This is a genomic window from Clostridium boliviensis, from assembly GCF_033342255.1.
GTDB classification, from domain to species: Bacteria; Bacillota; Clostridia; order Lachnospirales; family Lachnospiraceae; genus Lacrimispora; species Lacrimispora boliviensis.
Genome location: NZ_JAWONS010000201.1, coordinates 1 through 517 on the forward strand (window position 1 = coordinate 1; position 517 = coordinate 517).

A 517-nucleotide genomic window follows, 5' to 3' on the forward strand; every position below is an offset into this window, starting at 1 on the left:
TACCGTAAACGGAATATCCATACCGTAGGTTGCGTTCCTCTCCTCGGTTTGGATGAGCCGTTCAAATTCCTCCTTCGTCACGAAGGGGCGGACCGACTCATGGATCAGCACGTTTTCCCGCGTCACACACCGAAGCGCCTTGTAAACGGATTCCTGGCGCGTTTTCCCCCCCTCGATCACTTGAATCGGCTTGCTGAATTGATAATTGCGGATGATCTCCTTCGTCTGTTCCATATAATTCCGTGGAGAAGGAACCACGATTTCGCTGATTTCCTTTATATTTTCCAATTTATCCAATACATGAACGATGATCGGCTTCCCGCCAATCGGCAAAAATTGCTTCGGTACGCTCGCCTTCATTCTGGCGCCAATGCCTCCGGACAACAGGATCATGCTGATGTGTTCCATTTCCTCCGTCCTCACTTCATGAAAAAGTGCTAAAAAAATAGGAAATTACGTGTATCCTGCCGATGCATGCTCGGGATTCAGTATTTCACATTTATTACAGTTTGTCAAC

The 517-nt window shown here is 47.4% G+C and carries 1 protein-coding gene; it reads right to left on the reverse strand.

The window, feature by feature from the left end; genetic code table 11:
- A partial coding sequence (locus RZO55_RS12480) for an IspD/TarI family cytidylyltransferase (RefSeq protein ID WP_318064614.1) occupies positions 1–408 on the reverse strand: 408 nt, incomplete at its 3' end.
- Between the last annotated feature and the right edge of the window lie 109 nt (positions 409–517).